Origin of the sequence: Tumebacillus algifaecis (genome assembly GCF_002243515.1) — a bacterium.
GTDB classification, from domain to species: Bacteria; Bacillota; Bacilli; order Tumebacillales; family Tumebacillaceae; genus Tumebacillus_A; species Tumebacillus_A algifaecis.
In genome coordinates this window covers 728,375-754,690 of sequence record NZ_CP022657.1, presented here as the reverse complement: position 1 = coordinate 754,690, position 26,316 = coordinate 728,375, and the positions used below count along the sequence as shown (strand labels likewise).

30 protein-coding genes and 1 pseudogene are annotated in these 26,316 nt (G+C 53.9%); 4 read left to right on the top strand and 27 right to left on the bottom strand.

Annotated elements, in window-relative coordinates:
* Nucleotides 1-275: 275 nt before the first annotated feature.
* The gene (locus CIG75_RS03320) at nt 276-947 is read right to left on the bottom strand and encodes a GNAT family acetyltransferase (protein ID WP_094235372.1); all 672 of its coding nucleotides are present in this window, start codon (nt 945-947) and stop codon (nt 276-278) included.
* Between the two features lie 388 nt (nt 948-1,335).
* Here CIG75_RS03320 and CIG75_RS03315 point away from each other — a divergent pair, with 388 nt between their 5' ends.
* Nucleotides 1,336-1,659, top strand: coding sequence for an ArsR/SmtB family transcription factor (locus CIG75_RS03315; RefSeq protein WP_094235371.1), 324 nt, complete (start codon nt 1,336-1,338; stop codon nt 1,657-1,659).
* Between the two features lie 20 nt (nt 1,660-1,679).
* On the opposite strand, the gene CIG75_RS03310 is transcribed toward CIG75_RS03315, so the two are convergent.
* The 4 genes from CIG75_RS03310 to CIG75_RS03295 all read right to left on the bottom strand — a co-directional run bounded on the left by CIG75_RS03310 (nt 1,680) and on the right by CIG75_RS03295 (nt 6,130).
* A complete protein-coding gene (locus tag CIG75_RS03310; RefSeq protein WP_094235370.1) occupies nt 1,680-2,291 on the bottom strand; it encodes a TetR/AcrR family transcriptional regulator in 612 nt (203 codons plus the stop codon).
* A gap of 86 nt (nt 2,292-2,377) precedes the next feature.
* Nucleotides 2,378-3,571: an ATP-grasp domain-containing protein gene (locus tag CIG75_RS03305; protein WP_094235369.1), complete on the bottom strand. Its 1,194-nt coding sequence runs from the start codon at nt 3,569-3,571 to the stop codon at nt 2,378-2,380.
* A 19-nt stretch (nt 3,572-3,590) separates the two neighbouring features.
* The gene (locus CIG75_RS03300; RefSeq protein WP_094235368.1) at nt 3,591-4,811 is read right to left on the bottom strand and encodes an ATP-grasp domain-containing protein; all 1,221 of its coding nucleotides are present in this window, start codon (nt 4,809-4,811) and stop codon (nt 3,591-3,593) included.
* Between the two features lie 26 nt (nt 4,812-4,837).
* Entirely contained in the window at nt 4,838-6,130 is a 1,293-nt protein-coding gene (locus tag CIG75_RS03295; RefSeq protein ID WP_094235367.1) for an alanine--tRNA ligase-related protein, read from the bottom strand.
* A gap of 217 nt (nt 6,131-6,347) precedes the next feature.
* On the opposite strand from CIG75_RS03295, the pseudogene CIG75_RS21580 reads away from it, so the two are divergent.
* Both CIG75_RS21580 and CIG75_RS21575 read left to right on the top strand, forming a co-directional pair.
* Nucleotides 6,348-6,782: pseudogene (locus CIG75_RS21580) on the top strand (M23 family metallopeptidase); the annotation flags it as partial.
* Between the two features lie 105 nt (nt 6,783-6,887).
* Nucleotides 6,888-7,124 (top strand): SH3 domain-containing protein, encoded by a 237-nt coding sequence (locus CIG75_RS21575; RefSeq protein ID WP_407701280.1) that lies wholly within the window; start codon nt 6,888-6,890, stop codon nt 7,122-7,124.
* Between the two features lie 61 nt (nt 7,125-7,185).
* Here CIG75_RS21575 and CIG75_RS03285 read toward each other — a convergent pair whose 3' ends face one another.
* From CIG75_RS03285 to CIG75_RS03235, 11 genes are all read right to left on the bottom strand, one after another.
* Nucleotides 7,186-8,319, bottom strand: coding sequence for an acyl-CoA dehydrogenase family protein (locus CIG75_RS03285; RefSeq protein WP_094235365.1), 1,134 nt, complete (start codon nt 8,317-8,319; stop codon nt 7,186-7,188).
* A 259-nt stretch (nt 8,320-8,578) separates the two neighbouring features.
* Entirely contained in the window at nt 8,579-9,211 is a 633-nt protein-coding gene (locus CIG75_RS03280) for a response regulator transcription factor (protein ID WP_094235364.1), read from the bottom strand.
* Complete coding sequence (locus CIG75_RS03275) at nt 9,186-10,274, bottom strand: sensor histidine kinase (protein WP_094235363.1); 1,089 nt, start codon at nt 10,272-10,274, stop codon at nt 9,186-9,188. The genes CIG75_RS03280 and CIG75_RS03275 overlap by 26 nt, the downstream gene beginning before the upstream one ends.
* Nucleotides 10,271-11,020, bottom strand: a complete 750-nt coding sequence (gene liaF / locus CIG75_RS03270) for a cell wall-active antibiotics response protein LiaF (protein WP_227874403.1) — start codon at nt 11,018-11,020, stop codon at nt 10,271-10,273. Before liaF ends, CIG75_RS03275 begins: the two co-directional genes overlap by 4 nt.
* A gap of 98 nt (nt 11,021-11,118) precedes the next feature.
* Nucleotides 11,119-11,766 carry a PspA/IM30 family protein gene (locus tag CIG75_RS03265; protein WP_094235361.1) on the bottom strand — a complete coding sequence of 216 codons (648 nt, stop codon included), beginning with the start codon at nt 11,764-11,766 and terminating at the stop codon, nt 11,119-11,121.
* 33 nt (nt 11,767-11,799) lie between these two features.
* The gene (locus tag CIG75_RS03260) at nt 11,800-12,150 is read right to left on the bottom strand and encodes a hypothetical protein (protein ID WP_094235360.1); all 351 of its coding nucleotides are present in this window, start codon (nt 12,148-12,150) and stop codon (nt 11,800-11,802) included.
* A gap of 183 nt (nt 12,151-12,333) precedes the next feature.
* Nucleotides 12,334-13,131: an undecaprenyl-diphosphate phosphatase gene (gene bacA / locus CIG75_RS03255; RefSeq protein ID WP_094235359.1), complete on the bottom strand. Its 798-nt coding sequence runs from the start codon at nt 13,129-13,131 to the stop codon at nt 12,334-12,336.
* Between the two features lie 160 nt (nt 13,132-13,291).
* Nucleotides 13,292-13,912: an SCO family protein gene (locus CIG75_RS03250; protein WP_094235358.1), complete on the bottom strand. Its 621-nt coding sequence runs from the start codon at nt 13,910-13,912 to the stop codon at nt 13,292-13,294.
* Nucleotides 13,893-14,690 carry a prolipoprotein diacylglyceryl transferase gene (gene lgt / locus CIG75_RS03245; protein ID WP_094235357.1) on the bottom strand — a complete coding sequence of 266 codons (798 nt, stop codon included), beginning with the start codon at nt 14,688-14,690 and terminating at the stop codon, nt 13,893-13,895. The genes CIG75_RS03250 and lgt overlap by 20 nt, the downstream gene beginning before the upstream one ends.
* Nucleotides 14,691-14,837: 147 nt before the next feature.
* Nucleotides 14,838-15,242: a FixH family protein gene (locus CIG75_RS03240; RefSeq protein WP_157729355.1), complete on the bottom strand. Its 405-nt coding sequence runs from the start codon at nt 15,240-15,242 to the stop codon at nt 14,838-14,840.
* A 160-nt stretch (nt 15,243-15,402) separates the two neighbouring features.
* Nucleotides 15,403-15,987, bottom strand: coding sequence for a TVP38/TMEM64 family protein (locus CIG75_RS03235; protein WP_094235355.1), 585 nt, complete (start codon nt 15,985-15,987; stop codon nt 15,403-15,405).
* A gap of 153 nt (nt 15,988-16,140) precedes the next feature.
* Here CIG75_RS03235 and CIG75_RS03230 point away from each other — a divergent pair, with 153 nt between their 5' ends.
* On the top strand, nt 16,141-19,536 hold the full coding sequence (locus tag CIG75_RS03230; protein WP_094235354.1) for a ferritin-like domain-containing protein: 3,396 nt from the start codon (nt 16,141-16,143) through the stop codon (nt 19,534-19,536).
* Between the two features lie 71 nt (nt 19,537-19,607).
* Here CIG75_RS03230 and CIG75_RS03225 read toward each other — a convergent pair whose 3' ends face one another.
* The 11 genes from CIG75_RS03225 to CIG75_RS03175 form a co-directional block, all read right to left on the bottom strand.
* Nucleotides 19,608-19,889, bottom strand: coding sequence for a hypothetical protein (locus CIG75_RS03225; RefSeq protein ID WP_094235353.1), 282 nt, complete (start codon nt 19,887-19,889; stop codon nt 19,608-19,610).
* Nucleotides 19,889-20,260 carry a sigma factor-like helix-turn-helix DNA-binding protein gene (locus CIG75_RS03220; RefSeq protein ID WP_227874402.1) on the bottom strand — a complete coding sequence of 124 codons (372 nt, stop codon included), beginning with the start codon at nt 20,258-20,260 and terminating at the stop codon, nt 19,889-19,891. Before CIG75_RS03220 ends, CIG75_RS03225 begins: the two co-directional genes overlap by 1 nt.
* A gap of 37 nt (nt 20,261-20,297) precedes the next feature.
* Nucleotides 20,298-20,603, bottom strand: a complete 306-nt coding sequence (locus tag CIG75_RS03215) for a hypothetical protein (protein WP_094235351.1) — start codon at nt 20,601-20,603, stop codon at nt 20,298-20,300.
* A gap of 124 nt (nt 20,604-20,727) precedes the next feature.
* The gene (locus tag CIG75_RS03210; RefSeq protein WP_094235350.1) at nt 20,728-21,315 is read right to left on the bottom strand and encodes a sigma-70 family RNA polymerase sigma factor; all 588 of its coding nucleotides are present in this window, start codon (nt 21,313-21,315) and stop codon (nt 20,728-20,730) included.
* Nucleotides 21,316-21,479: 164 nt separating this feature from the next.
* Nucleotides 21,480-21,815 (bottom strand): hypothetical protein, encoded by a 336-nt coding sequence (locus CIG75_RS03205; protein WP_172844400.1) that lies wholly within the window; start codon nt 21,813-21,815, stop codon nt 21,480-21,482.
* An 89-nt stretch (nt 21,816-21,904) separates the two neighbouring features.
* A complete protein-coding gene (locus CIG75_RS03200) occupies nt 21,905-22,285 on the bottom strand; it encodes a hypothetical protein (protein WP_094235348.1) in 381 nt (126 codons plus the stop codon).
* Between the two features lies 1 nt (nt 22,286).
* Entirely contained in the window at nt 22,287-23,030 is a 744-nt protein-coding gene (locus CIG75_RS03195) for an N-acetylmuramoyl-L-alanine amidase (protein WP_094235347.1), read from the bottom strand.
* Nucleotides 23,031-23,051: 21 nt separating this feature from the next.
* A complete protein-coding gene (locus CIG75_RS03190) occupies nt 23,052-23,375 on the bottom strand; it encodes a hypothetical protein (protein WP_094235346.1) in 324 nt (107 codons plus the stop codon).
* A gap of 47 nt (nt 23,376-23,422) precedes the next feature.
* A complete protein-coding gene (locus CIG75_RS03185) occupies nt 23,423-23,809 on the bottom strand; it encodes a hypothetical protein (RefSeq protein WP_094235345.1) in 387 nt (128 codons plus the stop codon).
* A gap of 21 nt (nt 23,810-23,830) precedes the next feature.
* Entirely contained in the window at nt 23,831-24,751 is a 921-nt protein-coding gene (locus CIG75_RS03180) for a hypothetical protein (protein ID WP_094235344.1), read from the bottom strand.
* A 61-nt stretch (nt 24,752-24,812) separates the two neighbouring features.
* Nucleotides 24,813-26,309, bottom strand: a complete 1,497-nt coding sequence (locus CIG75_RS03175) for a hypothetical protein (protein ID WP_094235343.1) — start codon at nt 26,307-26,309, stop codon at nt 24,813-24,815.
* Nucleotides 26,310-26,316: the final 7 nt, after the last annotated feature.

The following is a 26,316-nucleotide window of genomic DNA, read 5'->3' as shown; positions in this document are numbered from 1 at the left end:
TTTTGTACGTCAAAATGACACCTGTTCAAGAGCACCTCTGCTCCGTTCTGCTCGTTTCAATTAGGTGGTGCTCGCTCTGCCCTCCGCTTGTCTTGGCTGCGATCCAAGCATTCGTGACAGGCAGGCGCGCTCGCCGATCGAATGAAAAATAGGAAAACGCCAAGCCGAACATGAGCATCGGCTTGGCGTATCTGCTGGTGAATAGAAGCGCTGGAACGTAAAAAGGACGAGTATACACACTCGCCCTTTCCTTTATTCTGCTAAATTGCGATCTGCTAAATTGCCGCTAGAGCGACAGTATCCTGTCCTTGCAGGGTCTCGATCATCTTCAGCCACGATTCCGGCTTGTTCGGCAAAATGGCGTAGTAGGTCGTCAAAAACTGCACGATCAACTCGGCAGGCAGCGATTCCACGCCTTGCTCGTAGCTCAAGTAACAGAAATCGAGCCCAGACACCGCTTCGCCGTCACCTTCCCACGAGGGGTGAACATAAGGGAAATCGAGATTGCGATACCCCAGATGGGACAACACTTCGCGGCGCACATACGGGTTCATCGACTTCACGCCGCCAAAACCGTATTCTTCAACGAGATACGGGTTGTAAATCTCTGCAAACATGCCTTTTAGTTCGCGGCCCGCTTCCTGTACCACCGTGAGCAGGTCTTCGCGGCGCTTGTTCGCCAAGAACGGCCCGATGCCTTTGCCATCAACGCCGATGATCGTAAAGTCGGTCATCGCCACCTGCATGTCCGCATAATAGCGATACTCGGTCGCACCGACAACCTGACCTGCATCCACAGCGACGAACACGCGAATCCCTGGGTCTTGCAGCGGCTCGGCCCACAGCGAAAATTCCAACACCTCTTCTTTCGGAAACACCTTGCCCATCAGTTCATGCATCTGCTTGAACAACGGGTCGTCAATGCTCGTAATGCGCTTGTACTCCATCCTAGAAAACCTCCTCTAACGCCACCGCCCGACTAGCATGTTCAAGGCGATGCTTGCTGTTTACATCCTTCTCACCCGGCCGCTCGTCATCGCGCAGGCTCCTTTCAATCGGCTTCCCACAGGAAGTCAAGACAGCACGGTCTGCTAACAAAGTACCCCATTCCCGTTCCGCGCGCAAGCTTTCCGCAGAACTGCGGCCACATGCTGATCTCAAACGGTTGACGAGACAGCTCCGAGCTCCAGCCGTGCACATAAATTAAGAGCGAAGCAGCTGCCGATACCGCCCAAACGAAGAGCGACCGACCTTGACAAAGCACCGCTCTGCTCACTATAATGATATAGGTAACCATTTAGTTACGTATCTACGATAAGGAGGGCCAGTTGAGAGATGACCTCAGAAGGTCAAAGCTACGACGTTTATGCGGCACTCGCCGATCCGACCCGCCGCAAGCTGTTAGAAATCCTCGTGGACGGGGAACGGTCGGTCACCCGGCTGGCCGAGCACTTTCCCGTCTCCCGTCCTGCGATCTCCAAGCACTTGCACGTCCTGCGCCAAGCAGGTCTTGTCACCGAAACCAAATCAGGCCGTGAGCGCCTCTATCAACTACGTGCGGAACCCTTGCAGGAAATCCGCGACTGGCTCGATATATACGAGCGCTTATGGAATCAAAAGCTCAACAACCTCAAGCAACTGTTCGAAGATCCGCACTAAATAAGAAGTCCGTTTCGATGTCAGACATCGAAACGGACTTCTCCTTTACACGAGGGAGCGAATCCTTGAATCAGCAGATTGACCAGCGCGTCCGCTCCGGCCTGATCCTTCTCAGCGACCACTCCGCTGATCGCTGACTGCATGTACGCATGCATCGTACCGCGTAAGATCAGCGCCGCATCGGTCGCATCCATCTCGCGAAATTCTCCACGCTCAATTCCGTACCGGATCACATCGATGATCGTCTCCATCATCTGGCGATGTTGCTCCGTCTGCCGTTCAGCTAACCTGCTATTCTCTTTAAACTTCATCATGTGCTCGAAGTTGAGCTTATAGAACTTGATCATCTGAGGGAAAGCTGATATTTGAAAGCGGGCAAAGGCGCGGAGTTTGTCTGTCGCCGACTCATAAGGTTCGATCGCCTCGCAAATGTATCGGTGGTAGCGAACCATCTGATAGTGAACCACTTCGGACAACAGCGTTTCCTTGTCCTTAAAATGCAGATAGACCGTTCCTTTAGCGATCCCTGCATCCTCCGCAATCTCCCCAACTTTCGTTTCGTGAAACCCATTCGTGCTAAAACGCTTCGCGGCCGCTTCTAGTATCGCCTGTCGCTTGTCCACACGCTCCATCTCTTACCTCCGGGAAAAAATACACTCCCTCTATTATAGCAGACCCGATGCATTTTCCACGAACTGCTGTATTTTAGTGAAAGTTTTTAGTCTTCCCAGACCGTATTCGTTTCCACATAAGTTACCGCTTCCTGCAACCTCGCAAGCACCTCTTCTGCCGTACTGCCTGTGACCATCACCGTCACATAGCTCTCTGTGCTTCGGGTCACCCCGTTGTATCGCTTGCCGATCTCGCCCGATGCAGATGCTTCGACACACCAGTCAAAAGGCACCGTCTGCGGAAAGCTGACCAAAGTGCCTTTTTTCGGCGGGATAAAAAATGTGCCATAGAGACGGGTCACGTCCATCCGATTCGGCAGTGGATCGATCATGCCGCATTGTGCGCGCATGATGTAGCGGTCGAGGTGCAGCCCGTACGCAAGTTCGATCATATCGTTGACGCGCCCGCCTGTCGTGCGGGACGCTACCTCACACAGCACAATGCGATCATCAGGCGTAAGGAAAACTTCCGCATGGAACGTCGCTGCGTCAAGCCGCGGCATCGCAGCCATCAACTGATGCGCATAGGCGACCAAGCGCTCGCCAAGCGGATGGCCTGGCTCTAACAGCACGTTGCCGACTCCGAGCTGATCGGTGTAGGACAGACAGGTGTTGACATAGGAAGCGACGGAGACGAACTTCACAACGCCGTCCAGCACCACACCGTCGATCTGATACATGTCGCCTTCGACAAACGCCTCGGCCAGCATCCCTGCCGATGCGCCCGTCTTCAACCATGCTTCCATCTCCGCTTCTGTACGCAACACATGCGTGTACATCGACGTCATCCCACGCAGCGGTTTGACGACGACCGGGTAGCCATGCTCCACCACAAAATCATACAGATCGAGCGGGCTCTCCAACTTGCGATGCGCCGCCACCTCCAACCCGCCGCGCAGTGCCGTCTCTTTCATCACCGCCTTGTCGCGGAAGGCCAGCGCGCTCTGATAGCCCTGCCCAGCCAGTCCTAGTCGGTCGCGCAATCGTCCGGCCCGCACAATTTCGCTTTCCTCCAGCGCAATGATCTGTCGAAACGGACGTTCCTGATGCAGTTTGACCGCCTCGACCTCCACGCGTCCGTCCCGTGCCAACACGTCGAACGCTTTTCGCACCGGAAACTCCGGAAAGTCATCAACAACCTCCTGTGCGGCAAACATGTACACCTCTTCCTCAAACCCGGTCAACCACTCCGTATAATCGATCGCACTTCTTGCAAACCGATTGATCAACAAAATCGCCACCGCTCACGCCTCCCTTCCCTTACTTGTCGGCCGCGACCACAGCCTCTTCTTCCACCGACCAGATCACATTTTCATCGATATAGGCGAGCAACTGCGCATAGCGCTGCTCGAGCTCTTCTTCACTTTCGGCATAAAACACCACCGAGCCGACCGTATCGGCTGCGGCCATCTGGCCTTTCGATTCCATCCCCACCTTGAGGCGAGGCTGGTATTCGGCAACCCAGTCAAACGGAAATTGGTCGATAAACTTCACCAATCGTCCGACCTGTTTGGGAATCAAGTACACGGCCGACAGCACCTGCGGTTCCCCAGACGTCGGGAGTTCCACATCGAGACCGCAAGACAGCTTCGTCCACGCCTCATCCAACTCGACACCGTACGCTAAGCGAACACAGGTGGAGATGCGACCGCCCGCTGTGCGGGACGCGATTTCGCAAAACACCAGTTCATCTTGCGGCGTGTGAAAGACCTCGCAATGGAAGGTCGTAAACGTTGGCGTCGGCAACACGGCTAGTACCTGTTTCGTCAGGTTCTGCAACCGTGTGAACATCTCGTGTTCTGGCGTCAACAGGCGAATGTACAAGCCTTGGTTGTCCCGATAATTGAGGCAGGCATCGTTGTACGTCCCAACAGACGCCAGCTTGACCTCACCGTTTACGACCAGCCCGTCGATGTTGTACATCTTGCCCTCGACAAACGATTCGACCATCATGCCAGTCAGTCTGCCTTTGCGATAGAACGCCTCCAACTGCTGCTCGTCCCGCACCAGCGTCGTATTCATCGCCCCCATGCCATCCACCGGTTTGATCACGACGGGCAGACCGTGCTCGGTCACAAAATCATAGAGATCAAGCCCCGTCTCCAAGCGTCGGAAGTGCGGGCATCGCACATGCGGTGCCACCAGCGTCTTCATCACCACTTTATCGCGAAACGCCAGCGCGCTCTCCGTGAGCTGCCCGTCAAGTCCCAGACGCTCCCGAATCCGCGCCGCGCGGTTGATATCAACCTCATCCAGCGCCACCACCGCTCGGAACGGGTGCTGCTGATGCAGTTTCAACGCTTCGATCTCGACCTGACTGTTGCTCAGATAGTTTGCAAACCCTTTGACCAGATCGTAATCCGAAAAATCATTGACATAAACATCGGGAGTAAAGATGTACAATTCCTCGTCTAACGCCTCCAACCATTCCTTAAACCGCACCAACTTCGCGGGATACACATTCAAAATCAAGATGGCCATCTGCAATCTCTCCTCCTTCGATCGGACTAGGCTTTTGCCTGCGCCTGCGCCCTCGCCCTAGCCTGGGCCAAAGTCCTTTCCTCCATCTCCAGCAGCCAGCCCTTCACATCGTGAACGTTTTCCTCATGGTCATACGCATCGGAGAAGGTCATGAACTGCCGCGGTTTGGCCTCGGCCACTTGCACATCGTATCCCTGCGCTCGCAACACATCGAGCGCCAACTCGACGGTGATGCCGCGCGAGTCTTTCCAGACATCGAGGTCCTCCTGCGTGAACGGCCCGCGCTTGCCGTTTTCCGCCAATTTCACTTGCTTTTCCAAAAATTTCAACGATTCGCGATGCACCTTCTGGTAGCTGTGTTCCTCTCCGGCAAAGATCGCTTCAATACGGTCTCGATCTGCCATCCAGTCATAGCCGATCTCGCGCAAGCACCGAAGCCCTGGCTCCACCAACTGCACGATTTCCGAATCGTAGCCCATCCGATAGCGATCATGCAGCAGTTCGCGCAGTATTTTCTTCAACACATGCCCCTGCCCTTTCCCTGTCATCTGCGCACCGTCAGCCAAAGCTGCAACCAGCGACCTGACTGTCGCCGCCACCCGTTGCCCAAAGGGATCATTCACTTTCGTCCCTTCCAGCGCCTCCAATCGTTGCATCAGCGGCAAGAACATCTCCGTCTCATACCACGTCTTCTTCCCCTGCAAAATGAACGACATCCGTTCCAGCAACAGGCAGCTATCCGTCTTCAGTTGCCCATCCGGTCCGATGATGTTCACCACATCGAAGATCGGCAGAAACGCGTGCTGGTGGCGCAAGAAGAACTTGCAATAAAAGCCGTTCATCAGCCCATCGATCGCAAATCGCGGCGCATATTGCCAAAGCACCATATTCTGCTCAGGCATTCCAATCTTTCGCATCGTGTCCTGCAGATCGAGGCGATCCTGCGGCAAGATGACAAACAGATCGTCTTTGGGCAAGTGCAGTCCTTCGGTCAGCAACTCCCAGCCCACCGTCAGCGCCTCTCGCAGATCGGGTTGTCCGAACTGGTAGTAACTCATCATCACCTGAAAGATCGTCCAGAGCGAGGAAGGCATCTGCGTATAGGAATAGGAAGTCCAAAACACCCGCTGTTGGGTAAAGAGATGCGTATGTTCGAGCGCCTTCGCTCCCGTAAAATAACCGAGATTGGGGGTCAGTGCAGACCCGTTAAAATGTGGCCCATCCCCTTCTGTGTTCACCACACGATGCTCTGGCAAGCTGTGATAGCCTTTTTTCAGAAAAAAATCCGCATATCGTTCCCGCAATTCCAATGCCTTCATCCTGAATTCACCCGCCTCCTTGTATTCATTTCATTATAGTATATTTCCAATTTAAGTTAAAGATAAATAACGGACCTTTGCTCATTTTTTTCGAAATCATCTGAACCTTCTTTACCTACTGGTCGCCTGGGAGGATTGATCTAGTAGATGATTCATTATATAATTTATTTGCACCATTTAATAAACAATCATTAACAGAAAGAGGAGGCCATAAGAAATGAAAAAGTGGATGAACACGCTGTTCTTCCCGGTGTTTCTGATCTTCGGTTTGCTGATCAGCCTTGCACCACAGACCGCGTCTGCAGCTCCGGCGTTCCAAGTGCCGTTCCCATGCGGCCAAGTCTGGAGCGGACAGACTCGCTCCGACCACAGCCCGGCCAACGCGATCGACTTCAACCGCACCGACGATCTGGGTGATCCGGTCGTCGCCTCGGCAGGCGGTACGGTCACTACCGTCAAAGACTTGGGCAGCACGTCGTACGGCAAGTATGTCGTGATCGACCACGGTGGCGGCTGGACCACCTACTATGCGCATCTCAATTCGTTCAGCGTTTCGGTAGGCCAAAAGATCTCTCAAGGTCAAAAGGTCGGCACCGTCGGCTCGACCGGCGGCTCGACCGGCCCGCATCTGCATTTCGAACAACGCCTGAACGGAAGCGCACAGAAAATCGTCTTCAACGGCACCCAAGCTTTGTACTGGGGCACGCAAAACTACACTTCGAAAAATTCCTGCGGCAGTTCTACCGCCAAAGGCACAGTGAAAACGGCAGGGGCCGACTTGAACGTGCGCTCCGGCCCAGGCACCTCATACTCGATTGTCGGTTCGGTGGCGAACGGCGCACAAGTGACGATCTACTGCCAAACGTACGGCACGACCGTGACGGGAACCTATGGCACTTCGAACATCTGGAATCGCATCGGCACCGGCCAATACATCTCCGACACCTATGTCTACACAGGATCGGACGGGTTGGTCGCACCGCTCTGTAATTGATCTCCATATTCGATCTTATGAACAAAGACCTTTGTGACGATGTGTCACAAAGGTCTTTTTATCACATCGACCGCAGTACGTTTTTGGCGATCAAAAACTCATGAATCTGCGTCGAGCCTTCGATGATTTCATTGATTTTCGCATCGCGGAAATAGCGTTCGACCGGGTAGTCGGGGTGTACGCCGTTGCCGCCGTGAATCTGCACCGCATCTTTGGCCACTTTGTTGACCATGACGGAGGCCATGTATTTGGCATTCCATGTTTCCATGATCGAATCGGGATTCATCACGTCTTTCAGATGACCCGCATGGTAGCAAAGCAAACGAGCCGCTTTGACCTGAACGACCATCTCGGTGATCATCTTTTGAATCAACTGGTTGTCCCCGATCGGTGCGCCAAACTGTTGGCGAGTCTTGGCGTATTGCACGCTCGCTTCCAGACAACCTTGTGCCAATCCGACACAGCCCCAAGCTACCGTATAGCGGCCATAGTCGAGGCAGGAGAGCGCTACCCCGGTCAAACCCATGCCTTCGCGACCGACGAGGTTCGATTTGGGAATGCGGCAGTTGTCAAAATGCAACTCCGCGATCAGCGAGCCACGCGAGCCCATCAAGCCCTTCATGTGTGTGCGGGAGAAACCTGCACGGTCCGCTTCGACCAGAAAGGCGGTCGGCTTGCCGTCGAGACTTGCGATCACCAAGAACAGATCGGCGAGCATCCCCATCGAAATCCATTTTTTGCTGCCGTTCAAAACGTATTCATCACCTTCAAGCACCGCCGTGGTCTTCACGCTTTTCGCGTCAGAACCGACCTCCGGCTCAGAAAGTGCGAAGCCGCCGATCACTTCACCTTTCGCCAGTTTCGGCAAATAGTAGTCACGCTGTTCACGTGTGCCCCAGCGCAGCAAGGCCAGAGCCAGCATGCCGTGTACGGTCAGCAGCACGCGGGTCGAGGAGCAGGCGCGGCCCAGTTCTTCGTTGAGTACCCCGAGCGTCACATTGTCGAGTTCCATGCCGCCATACTCTGCGGGCAACATCGAACCGATGTATCCACGTTCGATCATCTTCGGGATGATCGATTCATGCAGGTTTTCTTCACGGTCGTTCCAAGCTGCGTATGGAACCACATGTTGATCAGCAAATGCGCGAAACTCTTCTTTTCTAGCAAGTTGTTCTGCAGTCAGTTCGGTTCTCATTTTTTTCACCTCTTAGAATTTATCGTACAAACTTTATTTACTTAAATCAACACCTTTTTCGTTAAGCATACGAACTGGATCGGGAGCCCTGACCGAGTCACGTTGTTGTATCAGGGCAAATAGCTTAACTCAATACTAAAAATTCAGAAAATAAAATAGATGCGATTTTCCTTCGCTGCGATGCACGATGCCCAAAAACAACGCTTGTTCCGCCCACACAAAGAGCCTCGGCAATCGCCAAGGCTCGTGCTACACATGCTCACTCCACCAGTTTGTTGCGATGGGCATAGATGGCCGCCTGCGTGCGGTCATCGACCTCCAACTTGGCCAAGATTTGTGTGATGTGCGCTTTGACCGTTTTCACCGCGATAAACAGTTGGTCGGCGATCTCTTGGTTGCTTTTCCCTTCTGCGATCAAACGCAAGATCTCCAGCTCCCGTGCGGTCAACATCTCATGCGGCTTGGCTTCGTCGGCGCGTCGCATGCGGGAGAGCACTTTACCCGTCACTTGCGCTTCCAGCACAGGCTGACCTTTGCTAGCCGAACGGATCGCTTCTGCGATTTCCTGCGCCTTCGAGGTTTTCAACAGATAGCTCAGCGCCCCCGCTTCGATCACCGGATACACTTTGTCATCATCCAAAAAGCTGGTCAGGACGATGATCTTCGGGTCGGGTAGCAACGAGCAGATCTCTTTTGTCGCTTGGATGCCGTCCATCCCTTCCATCACCAAATCCATCATAATCACATCCGGCTTGTGCTCGACCGCCAGCCGCACGCCTTCTCGACCGTCTGCCGCTTCCCCGACCACTTCGATGTCCGGCTGTGCTTCCAGATAGGCGGCCAGACCCATGCGCACCATTTCATGATCATCTACCAGCAACACGCGGATCATCTGCTCGCTCCCCTTTATCTTCAACGATTGGAACTTTCAACGACAGCTGTGCGCCTTTCCCCGGCGCTGAGATCAGATCGAGCACGCCGCCGATCTCGTCGGCCCGCTCCTGCATCATCTGCATCCCGTATGAAGCTGCCTTCTGCCCGTTCATCTCGAAGCCGACCCCGTTGTCGATCATCCGCAAAAACACCTGCGCATCGGTCGCTCCGAGCCGAATGTTGACCGAGGTGGCCTGCGAGTGGCGCAACACGTTGGACAAGCCTTCCTGCACGATGCGAAACAGATGGTCTTCCACCCCTTTTGGCAGTGGCGGAATGTCGGTGATCTCCGCGCGAATGTCGATCGGCTGCTTCGCTTGAAACTCCTGCAACAATTCTTCCAACCCTTCGCGCAGCCCCTTGCCTTCCAGCGTCGCCGGTCGCAAATGCAACAAGAGCGCACGCATTTCCTTTTGCGCATGCCCGGCCATTTTTTCGATCATCGCGATCTGCTTTTGAATCTTAACCTCATCGGTGTTCGTCAGATTCTCTTGCACAGCAGATGACATCATCGAGATGGCGAACAACTGCTGTGACACCGCGTCGTGCAACTCGCGCGCCAAACGCTGGCGCTCCTCGAGGATCACCGATTTTTTCAATTGATCCTGCATCTCCGCTTTTTCGGTCGATAGGCGCTGCAAAGAGGCGACCTGTTTTTCGATGCGCTGTGCCATCTCATTTAACCGATCGCCTGCAAGCCCGATCTCATCATCACCAAGCGGTGGAACGCGATGGGCAAACTGGCCCTTTTCATAGCGCAGCGTCGCTTCAACCAGCTCTTCCAAGCGCTGCTTCAAACCGGTGCCAAACGTAAATCCAGACACGACCCCTGCCATCACGATCAGGACCAGCCCGATCAACAGCACCGGAATGTCGAGCCAGGTGGCGGTGAACAACTCCATCAGATCGATTTTGAAAAAGATGATGAACAGCGTCAGTACAGGGAGTGCTGCCATCAAGCCAACGCTCAGCGTAAAGCGCGTCATGCGCCATTGGATGTTCATTAAGCGTTTGCGGCTCATAAGTACCTCACATCCACATCGCCGAGCAGCAGTGAAATCGAAATTTTCACTTTGCGTGCGGCGCTCGAATAGCCTGCTGAGGTTTTTTGCAGGTTGCAGTTGACACCGCCCTGTTTGCTGCCGAGCACTTCCAAGTTGCCGGCCGTGACGGAGGTGCTTACCGTAACGTCCAGATCATACGGCACATAGATGTCAATGTCACCGATCAGCGCGGAGATGACAAGCGTTGTCTCGCCTTCCGGAATGATCGCTTTGGACAGGTCGATCTTCACATCGCAGACCCCATAGGAGGCGTTGATCCCGTCGAGGTCAAATTGGCCGTTGATCAAGCGCAGATTGCCGATCATCGTCCCGCCATACGTCGATCTCGACCAGCCAGATTCATCGTGCTCAGGCTCTGTTGCCTGCTCCGCTGTAGCGTCCATCGCCGTCTTGGCTTCTGGCTCTTCTTTCCAAGCGAAGTTCCACTGATCCGGCCACTTGATCTCCTGACCTTTGATCATTCGATAGCCGATGTAGATGAGCAGTGCAGCCACCAAAATTCCGATGATCTCCACGCCGACCAACTGCTGTACGATCAGGACACCGCCGATGATCATCAGCACCAGACCCACTTTTTTCGAACGATTGTGATAGAGCCAGTAGCCGACCCCGGCGAGTAGAAACGGGAGAAACAGTCCCAAGGCGCTCAGAATGATGACGACTAAAAGGATTGCACCAATGATAAGAACAGGATTTTGAGGCATGCGCACAAGGTGACCCCCCTTTCTAGCTGTTATTATAAACCAAAAACACAAGAAGGGGCCCATCATTTGGGCACCCTCTCGATTTTTGCGCACGAGACTTAGGAGATTTTCTCTTTGCGCATGCGCTCCAGCTCTTTTTCAACCTCGTCCGCATACTCGACGCGTGCATAGCACATTTCGTCAGTGGCGAAGGAGGTGCCGGCTTTCGCGCGGATCTCTTTTTCAAGGATGCGGTTTTCCAGACGTTGAAACTCGCGGCAGAAGCTGTCCGTATCGATGCTGTGCAAAGCGGTGACGATGCGCTCTTTCACCTGTGCCACGTTGGCGCGAGCGATCAACGCTTGTTTTTTGTCTTTCAGCTCTTCGTAGCGGCGTTCGAGCAGAACGCCCTGCTCTTTCAGCTCGCGAACTTGTCCATACGCAAGTTCAGCCTGCTCGTCGTAATATTGGGCGCGCGCTTCGTAGTGCTTCATCTCACTCAGCGCTTTGCGAGCGAGGTCTTCTGCACCAGCGTTGAACGCTTGTTCCGCTTGGCGACGACGCTTATCTTCGAGCGCCTGCGCCTCATCTAAACTCTTTTCGTAGGATGCGGCGATCGCTTGCTGTTTCACGATCGCGTGGCGCGCTTTCGACAGCTCGTCTTCCATGTTGCGCAAGGTGTGGTTGAGCATCATTTTCGGGTCTTCGATTTGGTCGAGTCCTTCGTGAATCGCAGCAGAGATGATGTTGAGAATGCGTTTGATCATGAGAGATTCCTCCTAGGATGTGCGTTCGATTTGTTATTTGCCTTGCTTTTTCAGGAATGCTTTCCAATCGTCGTCAAAGCCGTCATCCATTTTGGCTTGTCCTGCGTGACGAGTCTCAGTTCTGCTTCCGGGAAAGGTGAAGTCCGGATCGTTGTCTTTCAATTTGTTGATCAGCTTGAGTACGAGGTACACGCCGCCTGCGAGAAGCGCCAAGGTGATGATCAAGGAGAACACCATCCCGATCAGTGCCGGGAGCCAGCCGCCTGTGAACATCACGCCGAGCAGCAGCAGAATGACAGCTTGGATTTTTTTGTGCTGTCTGTATTTCTTCACCCCAAAGTAGAAGAACATCAGGGAGATCAAAAAGCTTATCAAACCGCCCATTTCTGTTTCACTCCTTTCATCGTTCGTGTGTGGTTGTTTGTTATGTCTTTATCTTACGGGATATCGTTTCTTTTTCTCATGTACCAGAGTTGAATCTTCGACTACGACCTTGGTCGTAGTGCGAGTAGGACAAGGTCTCGCCAACAAAAAAAGACCTTTGCAAGAACTGCAAAGGTCTTTTGCTTACAGTACGAACAGCCAGAAGACGCCGGCCAGAATAAAACGGTAAATTGCAAACGGTACCAGTTTGACGCGCTCGAGCAGTTTGAGGAAACCGACCATCGCGAACAGGGCGACGACAAACGAGGTGATGAAGCCGACTGCAAAGTAGCCGATGTCATTTGACGACAGATGATCCCAGCTTTTGAACAGGTCGAGGCCAGTCGCACCGACCATCATCGGGATCGCGATGAAAAACGAGAAGTCGGCAGCCGCTTTGCGGTGCACGCCAAACATCAGACCGCCCGACATCGTGGAACCGGAGCGAGAGAAGCCCGGCCACATCGCGAGGCACTGGAACAGGCCGATCGTAAGCGCTTGTCTGTAGGTGATATCGTCGATCGTCGGCGCCTTGATCTCGCGCTTGTCACCGTACCACTCCGCCAAGATCATCAGCACCCCTCCGGCAACCAAACCGACGACCACCGTCTCGGGGGAGAACAGCACATCTTTGATGAAATCATGGAAGATCAGCCCCAGAATCATCGCCGGCAAAATGCCCAAGAACACATGCAACAGGTTGATCTTATATTTCGGTGTTTTCGCTCCACGTATCCCAAACAGCCCCAAGATCCGTTTCCAATATAAAACGGTCGCCGCCAGAATCGCACCAAGCTGAATGAAGATCTCAAACGTCTTAGCCGCTTCCCCGTGGAAATCGAGCAGTTCGCCCGTCAAAATCAGATGCCCTGTCGAGGAGATCGGCAAAAACTCCGCCAAGCCCTCAATCAGGCCCATAATTAGCGCTGTAATGTAATCCATACAGTCCGTCCTTTCCTCTTCAAAGTATCCATCTAGCATTCTACCTCATTTTTAAAAAACAAAAAAGCCGATTCCCGACCCAGGAATCGGCGCATGTAAAACTTCAGCACCTCCAAGCGGGCGACAAGCACCTGCTCGGCACTTCACTCCGCTAGCACGATTATTCTTTGGCTAATTTGACCAGATCTTTCTGCACTTCGTCGATCGGCATCTCATCGCCCATGTAGTACACTTTGCGGACGTTGTTTTTCGCATCGACCAGATAGAGCGAGCGGGTCGCATGGATGAACGTGCCGTCCGATTGCTTTTCGGCGAAGTTGCCATAGCTTTCCACGACCTGTTGCGTCTCCTCTTCCGTACCGCGCAAGAGCACCCAGCCGCTTTGGTCGATACCCATCGCTTCGGCATGTTTCTGCAGCACTTCAGGCGTGTCAAATTCAGGGTCGAACGTGACGGAGACAAATTGGATTTTGCTTCCGAACAGGTCTTTCTTTTTTAAGTCATCTTGCACATTGACCATCTTCGCCGTCGTGATCGGGCAGATGTCCGGGCAGTTGGTATAGATAAATTCGACGAGGCGTACTTTACCGTTGTAGTCGGTGAAGTTGACATCTTGTCCGGCGAGATTTTGCAACGTAAAGTCGGGGGCGCGGTTTAAGATGGGCAACTTGGTATAGCCCGACCAGAACCAGTAGCCGACCCCGCCTAGAAACGCGAGAATCAAGAGGATGATCAAACCATTGACCCACTGGTTGTTTCGTTTAGTACTTGCTTGTTCCATCGCTTCCCAGCCCTTTCTTCGTCAGCAGGCGCGTTCCAGCAAACAGCACGAGCGTCACCAGAATGGCAGCGATGCTGGTCCATTGGCCTGCTGTCCAATTAAACAGATATTCAGGTGTATCGCCGCGCAGATATTCGAGGAAGAAGCGCGCGATCGAATAAAGTGTTACATAGATAACAAAGATCATACCTTTAGGTAGCGGTTTGAACTTCAGCAAGATCAGCACGGCAAACACGACCATGCACCACATGCTTTCAAACACTTCTGCCGGCCAGAGCGGTTGGTCGCCATATTCGGCGTAGGCGTTGGTGCCTGGCGGATAGACGATGCCAAATCCACTGTTAGTCGGCGCTCCATACGCGTCTCCGTTCATAAAGCAGGCCGCTCGGCCGATCGCTTGTCCGAGGATCAGGCCGGGCGCGAAGATGTCTGCCGTGTCCCAAAACGACCATTTCAGCTTGCGAACATACCACGCTCCGGTCAAAATGCCGCCGATCAAGCCGCCCTGCACCGACATACCGCCATCCCAGACCGCCAAAATCTCCAGCGGATTGGACAGGTAGTAGCCGCCTTGAAAGAACAGCACCTCCCACAGACGGGCGCCTAACAGCCCGCCCAAGATGACGGCAAACGCCATCTCGCTCAATTTTTCCGGGTCCTTGCCTTCCTGTTTCGCAAAATAGGCGGTCACGCCAAGCCCGAGCAAAATCGCCAACGCCGACAGCACCGAATGCGATGGAATCCCAAAGCCGAAAATCGTAAACAAATACTCCCTCACCCAAGCACCTCCTTCAAAAAAGCCTGACCACGGCCCGTCCTCGCAACTTCGCACAAACCGATTTTCATCGCAGGACAGCTCACGTTTCACACGCGCGTCGCAACGCAACTTCCCGACTTGTTTCCAACGCTTAGCGCATTGGACAGGTTATTCTACAACTTCAAATGTCTCGGTCGGCATCTGATGCAGTTCTTTTGTTGTCGTGTGTATCGTCACTTGATAGGTGCCCGGCTTGGTAAACGTTTTTTTCACCGAATACGCACCGTCTTTACCTGCATGAGCTTCGAGCGTCTCATGAGCCTCTTCACCCTGCCAGATTTCAAACTCTACTTTCGCCCCTTGAACCGGTTTGCCCACCTGGGCGATCGTCGCGACGAGCTCCGTCTCACCGCCCGTCTTCGCGGGGGTTGGATTGGTGGCAAAGGTAATGGTCAGCTTTTGCGGAACGTTTGCCCCTTGATGGTTCTCATGCTCATCCGCTCCGTTCGTGCCGCAGCCGAAGCCTGCGAATGCTGCGATCAAGAATGCTGCGATCCATACTTTTCCTGTCATCTTCTGCACCTCCTGCTTACAAGGGCAATGATACCAGACTATCAGGCTGGATTGCATAACTCGAACGGGCTATCTTCTTTCAAATCTGTGACACCGATGGCAACACTTCCCTCCATCATCGCAAAACACCGCCGGAAATGCAAAAAAACGACCTACTACACTAGGCCGCTTTTTCTAGGGTTTGCCGATCACCACGCTTCTCCACCCATTTCCCGCCATACCACAGACCGACCATCACGATGGCGACCACCACAAATTTCCACGGGTGCTCCAGCCAAGTCGGCAGGTCATGCCCGATGTACGACAGAATGAACACCATCACGCCTTTGGAAGCAAATGTCGCCAAGATGAAGGTGCGGATCGAGATGGTCGTCAGGCCCCCGACCACCGCCACCGTCGTGGACGGTGAAAACGGAAAGGCGCACAAGATAAAGATAGACGTAAAGCCCTTCTGTTCCACCCAGCGCAAAAAGCGACGCGAATCGGGATACTTTTTCATCATCCGATCACGCAAGCGATGACCCAACAGTCGCACCAGTAAAAACAGCAGGCTCTGGCCTAGCCCGACCCCGATCCACGAATAGAAAAACCCTTCCCACAGTCCAAACGCCATCGCGTTGGCCATCACGATCGGAATCAAGGGCAACACTGGGAAAAACGTTTCCAACAGCGCCAAGACGATGCCTGGCAACGGACCAAACGCCCTGTATTGATCGAGGATGATCTGCAAATCGCCCATTTCCATTCCTATTTCCTCCAGTTAATCACGCTTATTCAAGGATAATTCTAACGAATAATATCAATTAAAATATATACACATTTGTTTCTTGTGTCTATAACTTCAATCTGTTAGATTTAATTTTGTAAACAATTAAGCGGAGAGGGGGTCATTCCTACCATGAGCGAAAATCAAAATCATGAGGCACGTAGCCTGCTGGTCGCTCTGCTGCACGAAGCGGCAGAACTTGAGCACAGTCTACTCGATGCCTACCTCTATACAGCCTGCTCGATCAAGAGCACGCCACAGGAGTTCGCCGTTGTAGGCGGTAAGGAAAACAGGCGCCGCGCCGTGCAGTTTGAGCGGGCACGCTCGTGGAAACAGAGCATTCTTCTGGTCGCCCATGAAGAGATGCTGCATCTCCACTATGTCCAATGTCTGCTTCGCGCCCTCGGAGAAGCTCCACGCTTTGGCTTGCCCAATCGCAGCCAAGAGAGCGGCAACTGGCAGATTCCGAACTGGAAAGCGCAAGTCGCCGGCGAAGATGTGGACGGCGGAACGGGTGTGGAAGTTCCGATCGGGCCATTGAGTCTGGAAAACATCCGCCGCTTTGTGCTCTACGAAGCGACCGATTCCCTGCAAGACGAGAATCCCTTTGGTGAGCAATCGACGCTCTTATTTAAACGGTTACACCATTTCGAATTGGAATACCGCTTCGAAAGCATGCTCTATCACATCGAAAACGCAGCGCGCCGTGCCGAACTGAAGCAAAAGCTGTACGACCTCTACACTTTGCTCACCCCGCTGGCACCTGAAGATCGGCACGTCGAGGAACGATTGTTCGCGGCGATGAAACAGGTCGGCCTGCCTGCGGTGGAAGAGCTACGTTTCCAATCGATCGCCGACTTTTACCTGCGCGGCATCTTGCCGCTGTATCAGCAAGCGTTCGACTTCAACTGGGTCAAACACGACAACCGAGACCTGAACAACGAAATGCTCGACACCAATTATGCGGCGGAAGGCTTTTTGCCGATCGGCCCGGTCAATCGCGACATGAACTTCAACCATTTTGCCCGCGGCAACCTGGAGAACCCGCTGCAAAATTACAAACATGTCGAGAACATCATCAAAGAGATCGTCGAAGAAGGCGAAGGGGCCTCCCACTTTGAAAGCAATGCGGAAGCGTTTTTACAACAGGTGGACAAAATCGGCGGCGTTCGCAACTACCTGACCAAAGTGTTGCGCGACCCGAACCGCCGCAAGCCATCCACTCCGATCGTCCAACTTGGCGAGCGACTGCGCAAATCACATCTGTACCGCTTTGCGCTGATCATGACCGAATTGGAGCAGGAACAGGAGCTTGCCCGCGAGTCCGGATTGGAATTTTCCGCATCTCGCGAGCCGCTCGCCGTGGAAGACAACGTGCGCCTGAAACAGATCACATCCGAGCTGCCCGCCCAATTTAACGCGACCTATCTCGTCATGCTCGCTTGGCTTTCTCGCATGTACGAAATCCCACACTGGGAAGCGGACAAGCCGCGCCGTCTGGCCATCGAAATGCTCGCCTCCTGGCCGTTGATGTCACTTGCGATCCGGCCGTTCCTTGAACTCGCCTCCTTCTTCCCGATCGACTTGCACGATCTGTATCGCCTCGATCCGACCGCCCTGCCACTGTTGCCGATCCACGCGCAACAACTGCATCAGGTCTACGCGATGGCGGAGCGCTCCGAAGCGATCAACGCCCGCATGGACTATTTGGCGGTGCGCGTGCTCTCCGATGTCGCCAAGTGGGCCGAAGCGCAAAAAGCGGCGCTTGCAGGCATCGCCCTCGATGACCACACCAAGGACATGTTGCTCTCGCGCCTGACCATCCTCTCTCAGCTCGACGAGTTCCAAAAACAGTTCCCGTTCCGCGTGCATGGCGGCTATTCGAACAAGATGCCCGACCTGACCTATCAGCAAAAGCATCCGGACAGTGGACGATACGAAGAAGACCCGACCGCAGTGCCTGCCCTGTTCGAAGAGACCTTGGCGCTTCGCATTCGCTTCTCCGGCTGGGGGCTCGTGCAGATGGCGACCGACCCAGACCCGCCGAGCGACGAAGTCGGCGCCAGCGGGACACACATGATGCATGCATCTGACGGCAACAAGCGCTTCGACCGCGCCTTGGTCTGGCAGAACAACGACAAACAGCATGACATCGTGCGCGGGCCGCACCACGACCTGCCGGAGCTTGGGGTCAACGCGCAAGAGGTATCGCTTGTCGTCACCAACGGCACAGCAAACGCTGGCTTCGTCCCGCTGCAGGTGATGAACTCGCTGGGCGCCGTGCAGACGTCCGGTGTTCAGCAGGAACTGCGCGTTGACGGCTTCTTCGATCTGCTCAACCTGACGCCGCAGGACATTCTGGGCGACAACCGCAAACTGCGGATCGACCTGCTCGAGAAAAACGGACAAAAGCCGTTTCTCAATGGCCAAAACCATCTCGTCTGGAAGGATGGCGAGCCGATCGACCCGTTCATCCTCGCTCTCTTTGCCGATCCAAAACCGGGAGCTCAAACGGACGATCCAAAGCTGTTGTTCAAGCGTGAGATTTTCAACCAAGGCTTGACAATGATGGAGATGGAACCACTGCAACGCATCTCCACCTCGCGCGGACCGTGCGGATTTGACGATGTGCACAACATCCCGCCGTGGGTGATGGGCGCAATGCCAGAAAAAGACCGCAAGCTATTCGAATGCCCGGGCTATCCGATGTCGTATCTCGTCAACCGTTCGCGCAAGCTCGGCCAAGCGCTGGAGCAACAGTTCCAAGGGTCGGTCGATTCGCAAAGCACGGTCGATCAGGCCGTGTCGCTGGCCGAGCGGATGCGCCTGATCAACGTCCCACGCATGGAGACGATGATCTGGCTCAACTTCTTGCTGCACTACGGGCACACTGTCAGCGGCCATCTGGCACAAGGCGATGGCGAGAATCCGATTCTGACCGCTCTGGCCCAGAAAACCAACCTGCAACTCAGCCTGGCAGAAAGCGATCAGCGCGACGCCGCCAACTCGCGCTGGCTGGTCAAGTACACCAAAGGCGTCATGGACACCGACGCGATTCGCGACCTCGTCTTCGGTGAGATGTACATCCCGATCCACGTTCAAGCGTCCACAGAGCCGATCGAACTGACCCGCAGTTGGTCCTTCCCGCTCGCGATGCAAAAGTTGGTCACCGACTTCGCCTGCCACTTTGACAGCCCGTTTTGGGCCGCGTACAAAGTTTCGAAAGACGGCAAATCGCGCACCTTGAAACTCCCGAACAAAACGGAGATCACCGAAACGCTGCTCAAGAAAAATGGCGATTCGCACAGCTACGCCATGACGGGCCTTGAAGGTGTCAGCGCCTACACCGCCAGCTTCACGGTGAGCAAGCCGAAACGCGGGGACGAGCAGTTCACGCTGAACTGGAAGATCTCCTTCCACGCTTCCACTCCCCAAGCGATCCTCGCCACGGTCACCCATTTTGGCAACGCCTGCCAGCAGATGACAGACAGCATGACAGGCTACTTTGCCCCGACCGTACAGCGTTAAGCAAAAGAGCTCTGCCGATCGGCAGAGCTCTTTTTCGAACCAACGGCGACACGTTTGTAGCCTCCTTCTGTTCAGTCATCCTCCACCGTAAGTCCCAGCAGTACCTTGGCACCTTTGGAAAGACTGGTGAAGACGATTTCCCGCTCCCAGCGGCGTTCGAGTTGGCGCGGGGAGAGGATGGAGTACTCTTGGCGGGCCGACTTGGTGCGCGATTTGTCTTTGAGGATCGGCGCCAGCAGGTCGTTGGCCAGCTCCTCCAAAATATCTGCGCCAAGCACGTTGTCTGGGTTGCGCAGGTACTCCTCCACCTCTTGGCGGGTGCGTGCCGGGCGGCTGGTGGCCGAGCGGTTCATCAAGCCGCCCTGCCCGTTTGCAAAAAGTGCATCATGCGCTTGAGCCCCGAGGCGACGCGATGCGAGATCGCCGTCGGATCGACGCCGAGCAGTTGCGCCGTCTCTTGCAGGCTCCGGTCGTCGATCAGGTGTAGGACGATCGCCTCCTTCTGGCGATCGGTTACGACCACGCGCCCCAACACCTCGTCACTTTTGTACTCACCCAGCGCCGTTTTCAAATCGATCAGGATCGCCTGCGCGGTCGGACAGCCCTGCTCAGCGCTCAAGCGCAACTTGTGCAGGGAGCGCAAAGCTGTCTTCAGCGCCGCGGTCGATCCATAGTCAAACACATCGGCCATCCGTCTTCCTTTGTCGATATCGCGTTTCACCATCCCCACGATGATCTTGCCCCCTCTCAATCCTGGCCGCTTAGTGGTCGGAAGGCTCATCTGCTGCCGTTCCTGCTGTCGATTGCACCGTTTCAAGTTCTTGCAAAATCTGTTCGCCAAGCGGTGTCTTGGCTGTCAGTTCGAAATTTTCACCTAAAAAGTGGACAAAACTTTGCAAAGCCTCGTTGACGATCTGTCCCATCGCCTGCTGCGCTTCGCCGCGTGTGATCGGTTCGTTCCAGTAGCGGCTTTGTTGCACGCTGTCCAGACGCTTCCCATTGTTGGCGACGGCAGATTGTACGCGTTCGATCTCTTGTTGGTTCGGTAAAATGATCTTTTGACTCATCGTAATCATTCCTTTCGTCAAGTTCCTTGTGCCATCTATATAGGCCAATAAACATTCCAAATTAACACAAAAAGAGACAGGTTCTAAAAACAGAACCTGCCTCTCTGCCACCACTTCACGTATCTTAATAGCCGGACAATTCGGCATCAGCAAATTTGGGACGAAGCCGCTTCAGCGTCATCGAGATCGCCGCTTCGGTGACGCCAAGGCCAGCCGCAATCTCTTTATTTTTGTATCCTTGCATGACCAGCCGGCAGATTTTCCGCTGTTGCTCCGACAGGGGAACGCCGTCGAGCACGGCGCGAAATTCGCCGCTTTTATATCCGTCATCTGCACAAGCAAGCTCAGTGCCTCGGCCCTCTTGCAGATGAAACTCATAAGAGAACGCGTCGAGGTTGCTTTGGCGAGACAAGGCGTTCATCTCCTTGCGCACCGCATTTAATTCGTATTGCGCCACCCGCTCAAAGTAGGTCGCAAAACCGGCCTCCTTGTGTGGATTCCAACTATTGATCGCTTTCTCGAGCGCCCACAGGACGCGGTTCTCATAATCGTCAACATCGTACATCGGTTTAAAGCGCTCGTAGGCTCTGGCCGCCTGCCACGCGATCGCTTTGATTCGTTTATGCATCAACCGTACCACTTCTTCAAATGAAATCATGCCGCGCTTACAGTCTTCTGCCAATTGATCTAAGTGATTTGTTTGTTTCTCCATCTTTTTCCTCCTGCACGCTGCTTGCGCCAAACAAAAACACGAACGTATGTTCTTATCTTAAACGATCTAGCCGCACAGTACAATGACTAATTTAATCGAAACGGTTGTAACCGCTAACAAATGGACATAAAAAAAAGACCCGGCAGTTGTGGGTCTTCGTACGACTATTCAAAATCGTAAATATTGTGGGCGACTTGGAGCATGTCGTCCCAAGTCCCTGCTGCTTGTGCTTCTTCTGTGGTCAACCAGCGGCCCTCCAGCATCCATCGTGCTCGCAGCTTGCTAAATAATTCCAAAAGCGCGCGATCCGAACGGTCGGGCCCTTCGACTTCGAGGAAAAAGTCCGCGACAATCGGCGGATAACCGGCCTCAAGACTGCGTTTTCGAAATTCGGAAAGCATCTGTTGCCGGGTCGCTCTCATGAAGTCAGGATCACGCACCGTTTCGCCATAGACGTCCTTTAGGTCGTACATCGCGGCCACCTTCCATAATCGATACAAACCTATGTTCTCATTTTGAATATAATATAAGATCCAACAATGCGCAATAAAAATATGCCTGCCTCATTGAAAGAGGCAGGCAGGTTCGGTTACGCTTCGTCCCGTTTATCCAAGACGAACGAGTGATTGAGCTGCCCGTCATCGAGATAGTCATACGCTTTTTCGTAGAGCAGTTGGGCCATGTGACGCACAAATTTTTCGGTGAGAAACGGGCGCAGGTAGATCGGCAACAGCGGAACGACGGACGCCACCGCTTTTTTGACGACGAGATCCATCAGTTCCGGGCCGCTGACCGAGCCGTATGCACCCGAGGTCGCCTGTTTTTCCGCGCGCAGCATCAGTTGCAACAGCGCTTGGCGCAGGCGATGCGTGTTGTGGTTGAGATCGAGAAAGAGGGTGAGGACGACAAAAGCCCCAGCAATGCTGATCAGCACGAGGGGCTCTTGCAGGTAGGAAAGCCATTCGGTCATGTTATTCACCTCCTTGTAGCAGATCGAAGGTGCGCTTGAGCAGTACGATCATCTCCGCGCGCGTGACCGGGCGGTCTGGCGCGAAGTTTTTCTGACTGTCGATGCCAGCCGAAATCTTGTGTTTGTAGGCCCAGGCCACCGCTTCGGCCGCAAAATGATCCCCAGATACATCTGGTGCCGGACCGGGCGACTTCGGCTGTTTGGGCGGTGCGGACGGCGGGTTGAGCAAGCGCTCGACATCCGCTTTAAAGGCGGTGAACACCGCCGGATCACGGACCATTACCCGCGGGCATTCCTTGCCCGTGATGTCGTAGTGGCGCACGATGGCCGACACGGGCAGCTTGTAGCGACGCAAGATGTCGGCGACCAACTCCACCGCCTGCGACCACGTGCCTGTGCCAAACGTGCCTGTCCAATCGGCATGGCAGAGTTCGATGCCGATCAGACAGTCGTTCGGGTAAGTGGTGGCAAATTGCTTGAGGGCCGCTTGGTTGTACGAAGTAGCGCCGACATGGTAGGCCATCTCCATCTCCGGGATACAGCGGACGGTCTCGCGATCATCGATGACATAGTGGGCCGATGCCCAGTTTTGCTTGGCGGCACTGACTCCGTTTTGAAAATAATCGCGGTTGTTGCGCGCGGTGCTGCCTGGGTTGGCGACCCAGTGCAGGACTACGCCTTTTGGCGTGATCGCGCGACGCGATCGGGCGTCAGGGTTGGTCAAGAGCAGGTCGATGATGTTCATCGCGCCTACACCTCCTTTTGCTTACAGCTTGGACACGCCATAAGCAGCAGCGGCGAGGGCGAGGACGCTCATCACCACTTTGACCGCCAACTCGTGCCAGCCGGAGTTTTGGCTGTTCGATGCTTTGACGCTTTCGGTGAGCAGGTTCATAAATTCACTGCGAAAGCTTTTGATCTCCTCGACCAGCGAAGAGAGGATCGTCTCATTGCGGGAATTGGCCACTGCTTGGGCGACCAGCGTGTCTTTGATCTTGCTCAGTTCATCTTTGACCTCGCTTTCAAACTGCAAGTGCCGTTCTCTCACATCGTCCAACCCCTGTTTCAGCGCTTCGATGTTGATCGTCATAGGTGTTTCACCTCGCTTGTTCGGTTCGTATCTGTGGCAAGCCACCGCTAGGAGGGCAGAATCGCGCCCTCATGGGTGATGATCGTCGCGGAATGCTTGCCGGAAACGGCTTGTCTGGAAATCACTTGAATCGTTTGTCCAGCGCTCGCTTTCGGCATTGCCGCGTACGTTTTGTTGCTCATCCCGTAGGCCGGGTAATACATGGTCTGCACCAGCACGCCATTGATCATGATGTCCACGCGGTTGGCCGCATCGCCGCCTACGCTGATCTCGGATAGGTGGTAGGTTTTCCACTGAGGCACTGTGATTGTAGCCAATACTGTATTGACCGCTGTGACATCTTTCGTATCGGCAGCAATCACATTTTTTTCGGCTTCACGAGCGAGCCGGACTCCACCACCGACGCTCACTTTACCTGCAACAATTTGGAACATTCTGAAACCTCCTTCGAGAAGTTATTCTCCTCTTTTTTCGAAACTTCCGTCGCCCTGACTCCTATAACTCGTGACTTCACGACCATCTTTGTAGATGTTGACCACATTGACGTCGTATTCCCTATAGGTAACCTTGACCTTAGCCAGTTCGACATCGTCGATCTTCGTCACCATCTGGACGAGATCGCCTTTGGTGTCATAGGAAGGACTGTATGTGGTGGTAAAGGGGTACAAAGTTGAGTTCATCGGGGTAAATGGGTCAGGCTCCTCCGTGCAGATACGGCCAATCGGTATGGCGTAGTAGTCATTCGTTGAACGCCAACGCCCGTTTTGATGGTATACATAGGGGCTGCCTTGTGGATCTCGCATGTCGTTAAGGGCAGATGCCCCCACGTTTTGTGAAGTGATCGTTTCGACCCGCAGCGTGCTTTGCACCTGAACACGACGGGCTGTCTCCTCATTCAGGCGAGGATCGTTCAAACGATTCGTGAGTTGAAATTGTGAGCCTTGGGCACCGTCACGGTATAACATGTCTGCAACGGACACCATTTGTTCTTTGACTTCGAGGAATAACAAGTCATACCGGAAAGTCGGTATCTCGTCATGTACAATCCGGATCACATTGCACGTTTCCGGAGGAATTTGACCGTCATTGCCAATCCCCGCCACACGGACCTGATGTCCAGCAACTTGCACCGTAAATTCGGGGATCACAATCACCCCTGGTAACGTTTCAAAAACGAAATGCCACAGGGGAGTCTTTACCCCGTCGTAACCATTCTGGTCAGAAAAGGCCTTCATCCGATGGTGCTGGATCGCCTGCATTTCATTGAGTTCATCCTCGAGCAGCACAGCATCGGAGCCGATCACCACTTGAGTGAAGGCATGATCTGCAGAGAAATTTCCTTGCGGGTTGCGGTTGAATTTGGGATGTGTGGTCATGTTCGATCACCTCCTGATATGTGAGGGAGAGGGAGACTTTCCCCTCCCTGTAGGACGACACTTAGGACCATACACCTGTCAACAGACGGTGATAGGTACCCAAGTGGGGTTTAAAGTATGTTGTCGTGTCATCGTGTGAATAGGTAATTCCATGGTAATTGTGATACCAGTAGCAGTCGTGCGCATTGTTCGCAAAAAATTGCGGACTTGTTTTGAGAATGAAGATGATCACATGACCGGCAGGCACTTCGAAAGAGATATTGTTGTCAATTTTGCTTTCTGTCGCTGTTGCCTCCCAATTTCCGACAAATCGACCTGATAATTGCGGCTTTATATTGGGGTCAATAATTGCAGTGGCAAAGGATGCTGCGGCATTCTTATTCTCAACTGCATTGCTTGAGTAATAAATCCCTAACTTACAGGTCCTTGTCAAACTCGACTTGTTTTGCAGACAGATTAGGGAAACGTTCTCACTGTAGTAGGGACCGTTGTAGGTCATCATTTGTTGATTACTGTCGCGAAAATGCTCCGCCCGCGACGGCATGTACTTGAATCCTTCAAAAGTAGTCCAGCAGGGACTCGTTCGATTCTGCAAGTTCTCTCCCCAGTTTTTAGCCGAACCATAGGAGACATTTTCATTTACAGGCGAACTCATGGTAAACCATTGGAAAAAGCGCAGGATCGGAACGAACCCTCCCTCACTCCACGCTCCAAACGGAACTTTCAAATTTTCGTACGGATGGAGCGTATCCTTTGTATCCAATGCAAGTTTGTCATACGTGACACTTGCGCTGGCGAGCTTATCCGATGTGATCGAACTGCTTGGAATCATCTGCGAAATCAAGGTCGCCCGCGGGGTGGTTCCGAAGATGGAAGACAGTCCCGTCTCATCCGACCTACGGGCCACGGACAGCAACTTCAACATCAGACGACCTGCAGCCGAACGGAACACGCCCGGTGAAAGCTCCGTATACGGACTGCCGTTCAAATCATTTTTCCAGCCGTTCCACTCGTCCTCGATGACGCGGAGCACGCTTTTCACCTGTACACGGCGCGCCGTCTCTGCGGAGATTCGCTCATCGAGCAGGTTGTTGGCAACCTTGTAATCGCTATTTTGCGCCCCATGCTTGTACAGAACCTGACCGCTCTGCACCTCTTCTTCAAATACTTCCAAGATGATCAGGTCGGTGCGAGATCCTCTGGTCGGTTTCGCCCCCAGCTTGATCAAGTTGTCCTCCCCATCCGGCCCGGTGCGCGCAGTGCCCGTGGTGTTGACCCCTTTCACTTTGATGGTGAGGCCGTCGAGCACCACTTCAAATGGCGCAATCTTCAGAGTATTGGTTCGTGCAGTGTCTACCTTCGTGGTGAGCGGCTGCATCACACCGCTCGATAACAAGCGCCGAACGGTATCGCGGTTCTGCTCACGCAAGATCGCCTGCATTTCGTTGGCTTCATCTTCCAGCCAATAGGCGCCCGTCCCAGCCCGGACTTGGCTGAATGCATTGTCCGGGTCGAAGTTGCCTTGAACAGGACGGTTGTACTGCGGGTTGTACGTCATGAAATTC

Coding starts and splice junctions, on each gene's coding strand:
- CIG75_RS03225 (WP_094235353.1), bottom strand. CDS start 19,889: ATGAACCGCTCGGCCACCAGCCGCCCGGCACGCACCCGCCAAGAGGTG.
- CIG75_RS03185 (WP_094235345.1), bottom strand. CDS start 23,809: ATGTTCCAAATTGTTGCAGGTAAAGTGAGCGTCGGTGGTGGAGTCCGG.
- CIG75_RS03195 (WP_094235347.1), bottom strand. CDS start 23,030: ATGAACATCATCGACCTGCTCTTGACCAACCCTGACGCCCGATCGCGT.
- bacA (WP_094235359.1), bottom strand. CDS start 13,131: ATGGATTACATTACAGCGCTAATTATGGGCCTGATTGAGGGCTTGGCG.
- CIG75_RS03300 (WP_094235368.1), bottom strand. CDS start 4,811: ATGGCCATCTTGATTTTGAATGTGTATCCCGCGAAGTTGGTGCGGTTT.
- CIG75_RS03250 (WP_094235358.1), bottom strand. CDS start 13,912: ATGGAACAAGCAAGTACTAAACGAAACAACCAGTGGGTCAATGGTTTG.
- CIG75_RS03220 (WP_227874402.1), bottom strand. CDS start 20,260: ATGGTGAAACGCGATATCGACAAAGGAAGACGGATGGCCGATGTGTTT.
- CIG75_RS03310 (WP_094235370.1), bottom strand. CDS start 2,291: ATGGAGCGTGTGGACAAGCGACAGGCGATACTAGAAGCGGCCGCGAAG.
- CIG75_RS03240 (WP_157729355.1), bottom strand. CDS start 15,242: ATGACAGGAAAAGTATGGATCGCAGCATTCTTGATCGCAGCATTCGCA.
- CIG75_RS03200 (WP_094235348.1), bottom strand. CDS start 22,285: ATGACCGAATGGCTTTCCTACCTGCAAGAGCCCCTCGTGCTGATCAGC.
- CIG75_RS03230 (WP_094235354.1), top strand. CDS start 16,141: ATGAGCGAAAATCAAAATCATGAGGCACGTAGCCTGCTGGTCGCTCTG.
- CIG75_RS03275 (WP_094235363.1), bottom strand. CDS start 10,274: ATGAGCCGCAAACGCTTAATGAACATCCAATGGCGCATGACGCGCTTT.
- CIG75_RS03180 (WP_094235344.1), bottom strand. CDS start 24,751: ATGACCACACATCCCAAATTCAACCGCAACCCGCAAGGAAATTTCTCT.
- liaF (WP_227874403.1), bottom strand. CDS start 11,020: ATGCCTCAAAATCCTGTTCTTATCATTGGTGCAATCCTTTTAGTCGTC.
- CIG75_RS03215 (WP_094235351.1), bottom strand. CDS start 20,603: ATGAGTCAAAAGATCATTTTACCGAACCAACAAGAGATCGAACGCGTA.
- CIG75_RS03175 (WP_094235343.1), bottom strand. CDS start 26,309: ATGACGTACAACCCGCAGTACAACCGTCCTGTTCAAGGCAACTTCGAC.
- CIG75_RS03285 (WP_094235365.1), bottom strand. CDS start 8,319: ATGAGAACCGAACTGACTGCAGAACAACTTGCTAGAAAAGAAGAGTTT.
- CIG75_RS03265 (WP_094235361.1), bottom strand. CDS start 11,766: ATGATCAAACGCATTCTCAACATCATCTCTGCTGCGATTCACGAAGGA.
- CIG75_RS03235 (WP_094235355.1), bottom strand. CDS start 15,987: ATGGAAATGGGCGATTTGCAGATCATCCTCGATCAATACAGGGCGTTT.
- CIG75_RS03320 (WP_094235372.1), bottom strand. CDS start 947: ATGGAGTACAAGCGCATTACGAGCATTGACGACCCGTTGTTCAAGCAG.
- CIG75_RS03295 (WP_094235367.1), bottom strand. CDS start 6,130: ATGAAGGCATTGGAATTGCGGGAACGATATGCGGATTTTTTTCTGAAA.
- CIG75_RS03280 (WP_094235364.1), bottom strand. CDS start 9,211: ATGATCCGCGTGTTGCTGGTAGATGATCATGAAATGGTGCGCATGGGT.
- CIG75_RS03190 (WP_094235346.1), bottom strand. CDS start 23,375: ATGACGATCAACATCGAAGCGCTGAAACAGGGGTTGGACGATGTGAGA.
- CIG75_RS03260 (WP_094235360.1), bottom strand. CDS start 12,150: ATGGGCGGTTTGATAAGCTTTTTGATCTCCCTGATGTTCTTCTACTTT.
- CIG75_RS03315 (WP_094235371.1), top strand. CDS start 1,336: ATGACCTCAGAAGGTCAAAGCTACGACGTTTATGCGGCACTCGCCGAT.
- CIG75_RS03210 (WP_094235350.1), bottom strand. CDS start 21,315: ATGGAGAAACAAACAAATCACTTAGATCAATTGGCAGAAGACTGTAAG.